Source organism: Bacillus cereus group sp. MYBK108-1 (genome assembly GCF_051917185.1).
GTDB classification, from domain to species: domain Bacteria; phylum Bacillota; class Bacilli; order Bacillales; family Bacillaceae_G; genus Bacillus_A; species Bacillus_A cereus.
In genome coordinates this window covers 815,421-821,420 of sequence record NZ_JBQAHZ010000001.1, presented here as the reverse complement: position 1 = coordinate 821,420, position 6,000 = coordinate 815,421, and the positions used below count along the sequence as shown (strand labels likewise).

Below are 6,000 nucleotides of genomic sequence, written 5' to 3'. Positions count from 1 at the left end.
TCACAAAAGAATTAAGGCAAAACTAAAAGGCATGAGTCCGGTACAATATCGAACTCATGCCCTAAAGGCTGCCTAATGAAACGACCTGTCTAACTTTATGGGGTCAGTTCAATGGATAGCTGTCTTTTTATTATTTGTGTTGACTTGACTACTTATATATATTCACAAGCAAAACAACATAATATTAATACGGAAAAATATATTAATATGAATTTTTGCATATTTTAAAATTCAATATATCCCTTGAAAACTTTTAATTGTATAATATATTTTGTCATATTTTTAGATTTTTCGACATAAACCAACAAAAATAGAGAACGTATTGGGAGAAGACATTATGTACACAAAACTATTAAAATCAATTACATCATTATCACTGATTGGTGGTGCGTTGTTATATACAAATGGCAGCGATGTAAAAGCTGCTGAAGTGGGTGTTTTTTCTGATGTGCCGACATCACATTGGTCATATCCTGCGATTAAAGATTTAGCGAGTAAAAATATTATTTCCGGTTATGGAAATGGGATATTTGGTTTTGGAGATGTTGCGACAAGGGAGCAAGTTGCGGCTTTAATTTATCGAGTGTTAGTACCGAATAAACAAGGCGGTTCGTTTAGTAATGATGGAACTCGTTACGTATTAAAGGATGGGTCTACGTTTAAAAATCCTTACGGTGATATTAATCAAAGTTCTACAATGTTTCCAGAAGAGGTATTAACTTTAACGAATTTAGGAGTTTTTAAAGGTGATGAAAATGGCCAATTTAGACCGAAAGCTTCTGTGAGTCGTGCGGAAATGGCACAAATTCTTACAAATGCTTTCCATCTTGCGGCAAAACAAAAACATACCTTTAAGGATGTTCCAAATCCATTTTGGGCAGAAAACGCAATTAGTGCAGTGCAGTCAAATGGAATCGCAGATGGCACAGGGAACGGGAATTTTGAACCGTATGGCACAGTAACACGTGAACAGTATGCGCAGTTTTTATATAAAACTTTAAAATATAAAAATGCCGATGTGAAAGATACAGGAGATGCTGCATTATTAACAGCGTTTAAAGAGGAAGTACAAAAGCGTATTAATACATACGAGACAAATATTACACTTCCATATAAAACGAAAAACAATAATACAAACGAAGTGATGAATACACTTTTTAACGCATATAAAGAAGTTGCAAGTAAAAATGAGTATACAAATAATAATAGATCGAATGTTTCATATGGACTTTCTGGATTACCTGGAAATTATACATTTACGCTTAAGATTACATATCGTGAAACGAAAGAACAGACGGAATATGTCATGAAACAAGCGAAAGCAATCGTTTCTTCTATTACTCAAGTTGGAATGGATGATCACGAAAAAGTGAAGGCGATTCATGATTACGTAGTAAAACATGTTTCTTATGATACGTCTTATAAAGCTTACACAGCATATGAAGCACTTGTAAATCGTTCTGCGGTTTGCCAAGGTTACGCACTATTAACGTATCAATTATTAAAAGAAGCAGGAATTGAAAATCATTTCGTGACAGGAACTGGGGACGGACAACCTCATGCTTGGAATTTAGTGAAAATCGAAAACAAATGGTATCATCTTGATACAACATTTGATGATCCGGTTCCAGATGAGCAGGGCCGCGTAACGTATTCGTATTTCAATTTATCAGATGAACAAATCGCAAGAAATCATGAGTGGAACCGCGGAGACTACCCGCAAGCTACAACGAATTATTATAGTACACTGACAAACAAAATTGCGGCAGGTAGTACGAAAACGCCTGCATATCAACAAATATTAAAAGATACAAAGTTAAACTATTTAGGAAATGAATATATCGCAAATAACTATACCGAATTAAAAAATAAAATGCAGCAACGCTATAGTGCAAAACCAGAGAAAATTGAAGTGCTATACAAGCAATCAATGAATGGTGCACTGCAAGATGTGAAAAAGGCAATTGGCGAAATCGATTATCCGCAAGGGGCAAATCGAGTTTCTTATAAAGCGGAGCCTTACAATGCGAAAGAAGGGTATTCTTTAGTAACAATTACGTTTACGTATTAAGAATGAGAAAAAGCATCTGTTTCAGATGCTTTTTTTTTATTGTATTGATTCGACAAAATATGACAAGGGAAAGCGAATTAGTCTGTTATGATAATTTTTGAAATTTTACATTTTGGAGGATTAATCATGAACAAAAAGAAGATTTTCGGTGCGTTAATAGGAATTATAGCTTTATTTGTAATTATTAATGTAGTTGTTACGAAAGAGAAAACGACATCAACCAGTGAAAAAATGTACTCTGAGAAAGAATACAATAAATTAGTAGATGAACATTTTGAAGAAACGCAAAAGTTGAAAAGTGATATGAGTGTGTTAGAAACTGAAAAAAGATCTCTTGATGAGCAAGTGAAGAAGTTAAAAGATGAGTTAGCGAAAAAAGAGCTACAAGTAGCGCAGCAGCCGGTTCAACAAGAACAACCAAAGCAGGAACCACAACAACCAGCACCAGCGCAACAGCCGGAAAAGAAAGAAGAGCCAAAAACGGAACAACCTACTGGAGTATTCGAAAACCCAATGAAAAGCATAAACAAAACAGAGGCAATGAATAAAGTAAAAGAAAAGGCGAAGAAAGACTTCCAAGATGATTATATGACACAAAACTTTGTTGCGGAGGAACAATCAAAAGCATTTGATTTCTTAAACAGTATTGAAATTAAATCACAAGAAGAATTAAATGTAATGAAGAATGCATTGAAAGATTTTTCTAACGACTTTATGACCGCGAAGTTTGTTTATGAAGAGCAAATGAAGGCGAAGAATAAGCAAGGGTAAAACAAAAACGTTATCTTTTAAAAGATAGCGTTTTTGTTTTGGGTTATAAAGTTATTCCTACATTTGACATATACAGTCTGACTGTATAAAATCAAACTATACAGTTTAACTATATAGTTTGGCTATATAGTTATCGTGACATTGGAGGTCTTTATGAATAGAGATAAAAATTTACCATTAACGGAAACAACGTATTACGTTCTTTTAGCTTTATTAGAGCCAGCTCATGGATATTTAATTATGCAAAAGGTGGAGGAACTGAGTAATCATCAAGTAAAAATCGCAGCGGGTACATTGTATGGTGCGGTTGAAAATTTATTAAAACAAGGGTTAATAGAATCAGTAAAAAGTGAAGATAAACGAAGAAAAGTGTATGTCATTACGGAACGCGGGAAAGAAGTATTGCACTTAGACTTTATGAGAATGCAGCACATTATTGAGGTTACAAAGAGTTTATTACACGTATAGTTAGGGGGAAACGATGATGTGGAGATTGAAATTCTTTTTAGACTTTGAGAAAGAGGAAAAATGGTTAGAAGAGATGGCTTGGAAAGGCTATCAACTGGAAAGCACTACATTTTTTTATACATTTAGATATACAGAACCAGAAGATGCGACGATTAAAATAGACCATAGAGTATTTAGTAGAAAAAGTGACTTTATTAATTACTGTACATTATTTGAAGATAGTGGCTGGGAGCATATAGCTGGTAATCGTTGGTCAGGTACGTACTATTTTAAAAAGGTAAATGAGGAAAGTGAAGATGACATTTTTTCAGATCCAATGTCACGAGCAGGGAAGTATAAGCGTCTATCTAAAACATTTTTAGAATTAGCGATCTGTTATTTGCCAATATTATTTTTATTTATGTATAGTAATACAATGAATTTAGGAGCCTTTGTAAATCCGAAAGAACTATACTTGACGCCAGGATTATGGGATAAGCAAGGTGTATCATTTCTATGGTCATTCTTATTTGAAACGCCATTTGCATTAATGAGAGGACTTTTTTTGACATTTATCCCCGTTGCGACATGTATGTTTTTCGTTTGCTCGTATAAAGCGAATCGATTGTATGAAGAGAGAAGATGATAGGATGGGGTCTCTTAAAGCTGATGCTTTGAGGGGCTTTTTTGAATTTAAAAATGCAACATCTGGGTTATATTGTAAAAAAAATTACTTTATAAACATTTGAATGTTATATAATTTTAATAATAATATTACTTAGGAGGATGATCATCATTCATACACTTTTAGGTATTATTGGAGTAATTGTTTTACTAGCTTTTGTTATCCACCCCGGCGTCCCAGACAAGCGTGTCCCTCTAAAAAATAAACTCGCAGTAATCCTTCCATTGATTGTTATAGCCGGTTTCATTTCCTTTTATATATGATTAAAATAAGAACTTATCAAGTAGAAAGAAGTATATATATTTTTCTACCAATGTGTAGTTCCACTAGGAGGTTGCTTATAATGAAATTTCATAAATACACAGTAACGCTTATGTTTCTAGCCATCAGCTCAAGCAATGACTTTTAGGTGTCATCACTGCTATTGTCCTCTTGTTAATCGCTGCATGGACCATACAGACAACCAGCACAAATAAATTATTGTATTTCTCAATAAACAAAAATAACAGTTGGATGGGAGTCTAATACATATTATTAAAATTAAAGTGGTTCAAGTCGGAGGAAGGCACCTTAGGGTGTCTTTTCTTTATTTTGCTAATGAATAGCTTGTCCTCTTCTATATAACTCTTTAAAATGTAAAATGTGCCATCTTTGCCCTTCCCTTATGAAGGGAGGGACAGGAATGAAAAAACGCAAAAAAAGGCGACCAAAAAGACAGAATCCCAGTCTTTCGTAAGTAATCTAGCATCGTGGACGACAGTACTGAGAAATATTCATTACTTCTTCACGCAAAGCCAGTTTGTAAAACATATGATTCAATTCATCAAAGAACAAATTGGAATGTAAAAAAGTGCTGCTATGATTAGCAACACTCAACTCAAAAACTAAAGTAGATCGAACACTGAGCTGAAAGTACTGACCATACTTTCTTCGCACAAGACCAAAGTGATTTAGAAGCGGCAAAGATGTCAGTGTTCTATCTTCTACTAAGATTATATTTTATTTTGTCCATAATAGACCTATATATACGTTAATAAAAAAGAAATACCCCAGCGACCAACCGGGGTATTTCATGACCGATAGGAATGAAAAAACTTGGCGACCAAACCTAGCTTTTGTGTTATTCCCATAAAATTTAAAAACTAAGCAACATCTTGTTGCACTTTTATTTTATCATTATCTTTCTCTTATTGGAATACATTAGATTATTTTTTAGATAAGAGTCCAATACATATTATTAAAATTAAAGAGGTTCAAGTCGGAGGAATGAACTTTAGGGTGTCTTTTTTTCTTTCTAAAAGAGAGTTTTGCTTTCAAGAAGATACATTTTCAATGGATTACTGTCATGAGTATATAGATAAAGTCCATCAAGACATGTATGTTCATGAATATGTAAAATTACATAAAATTTCAGTGAAAAAGAGAGTATACTTTCGTATTGTGTAATAAAGATAAAGCCCGCCTACGGAAATAGGCGGGCTTTTTTTACTTATAAAGAAAAGACAACCTGTAAGGTGTCTTCCTTCGATTTGAAACATTTTACTAGGTTAAGTTTTTGTGATAATAAACTCTTTTAATTGGAATGAACCTACGCAGTACATCACTTTATTCTTAAGCATCATTCTCAACAAAAGTGAAGATTTTCATTATCTTTTTAACTACAAAGGGTAATAATTTAGAAGCTAAAAATGCAAGTACGAAAGCAATTCCCCATGTTTTCATCCATGATTTGAGAAATAAAGCTGTATATCCAACATTCATTGAAACCATGACGAAAGAGATAATGCTAGATATGCCTAAAATCATAAAGATATTAAAAATTAATGGTTCAAATTTTTTATTGATTTTCAACATTAACACCTATTTTCTATATATGCTTTGCTGCCCAATTTCACCAACATCTAATCTTACAGTTTGAAGTCTAGGTTGTCCAGTTTGTTTTACTTTGGTGCAATAGCGATATTGTTTGGAATAAAGTTTCACTTTATTATTTAAGAGCGAATAAATGAAAAATAAAATATCTAAT

The 6,000-nt window shown here is 33.2% G+C and carries 6 protein-coding genes; 5 read left to right on the top strand and 1 reads right to left on the bottom strand.

Annotated features, from left to right (window positions below; genetic code table 11):
• The 5 genes from ACTFSL_RS04280 to ACTFSL_RS04260 form a co-directional block, all read left to right on the top strand.
• The coding region (locus ACTFSL_RS04280) for an IS3 family transposase (protein WP_242259570.1) at window positions 1–76 on the top strand (76 nt) is incomplete at its 5' end.
• A gap of 261 nt (window positions 77–337) precedes the next feature.
• Window positions 338–2,071: an S-layer homology domain-containing protein gene (locus ACTFSL_RS04275; RefSeq protein ID WP_440041230.1), complete on the top strand. Its 1,734-nt coding sequence runs from the start codon at window positions 338–340 to the stop codon at window positions 2,069–2,071.
• Between the two features lie 126 nt (window positions 2,072–2,197).
• A complete protein-coding gene (locus ACTFSL_RS04270) occupies window positions 2,198–2,842 on the top strand; it encodes a hypothetical protein (RefSeq protein WP_001035207.1) in 645 nt (214 codons plus the stop codon).
• Window positions 2,843–2,995: 153 nt separating this feature from the next.
• On the top strand, window positions 2,996–3,310 hold the full coding sequence (locus ACTFSL_RS04265; protein ID WP_001078066.1) for a PadR family transcriptional regulator: 315 nt from the start codon (window positions 2,996–2,998) through the stop codon (window positions 3,308–3,310).
• A gap of 13 nt (window positions 3,311–3,323) precedes the next feature.
• A complete protein-coding gene (locus tag ACTFSL_RS04260) occupies window positions 3,324–3,935 on the top strand; it encodes a DUF2812 domain-containing protein (protein ID WP_440041228.1) in 612 nt (203 codons plus the stop codon).
• A 1,650-nt stretch (window positions 3,936–5,585) separates the two neighbouring features.
• Here ACTFSL_RS04260 and ACTFSL_RS04255 read toward each other — a convergent pair.
• Window positions 5,586–5,825, bottom strand: coding sequence for a DUF2798 domain-containing protein (locus tag ACTFSL_RS04255; RefSeq protein WP_000700224.1), 240 nt, complete (start codon window positions 5,823–5,825; stop codon window positions 5,586–5,588).
• Between the last annotated feature and the right edge of the window lie 175 nt (window positions 5,826–6,000).

Coding starts and splice junctions, on each gene's coding strand:
- ACTFSL_RS04275 (WP_440041230.1), top strand. CDS start 338: ATGTACACAAAACTATTAAAATCAATTACATCATTATCACTGATTGGT.
- ACTFSL_RS04270 (WP_001035207.1), top strand. CDS start 2,198: ATGAACAAAAAGAAGATTTTCGGTGCGTTAATAGGAATTATAGCTTTA.
- ACTFSL_RS04265 (WP_001078066.1), top strand. CDS start 2,996: ATGAATAGAGATAAAAATTTACCATTAACGGAAACAACGTATTACGTT.
- ACTFSL_RS04260 (WP_440041228.1), top strand. CDS start 3,324: ATGATGTGGAGATTGAAATTCTTTTTAGACTTTGAGAAAGAGGAAAAA.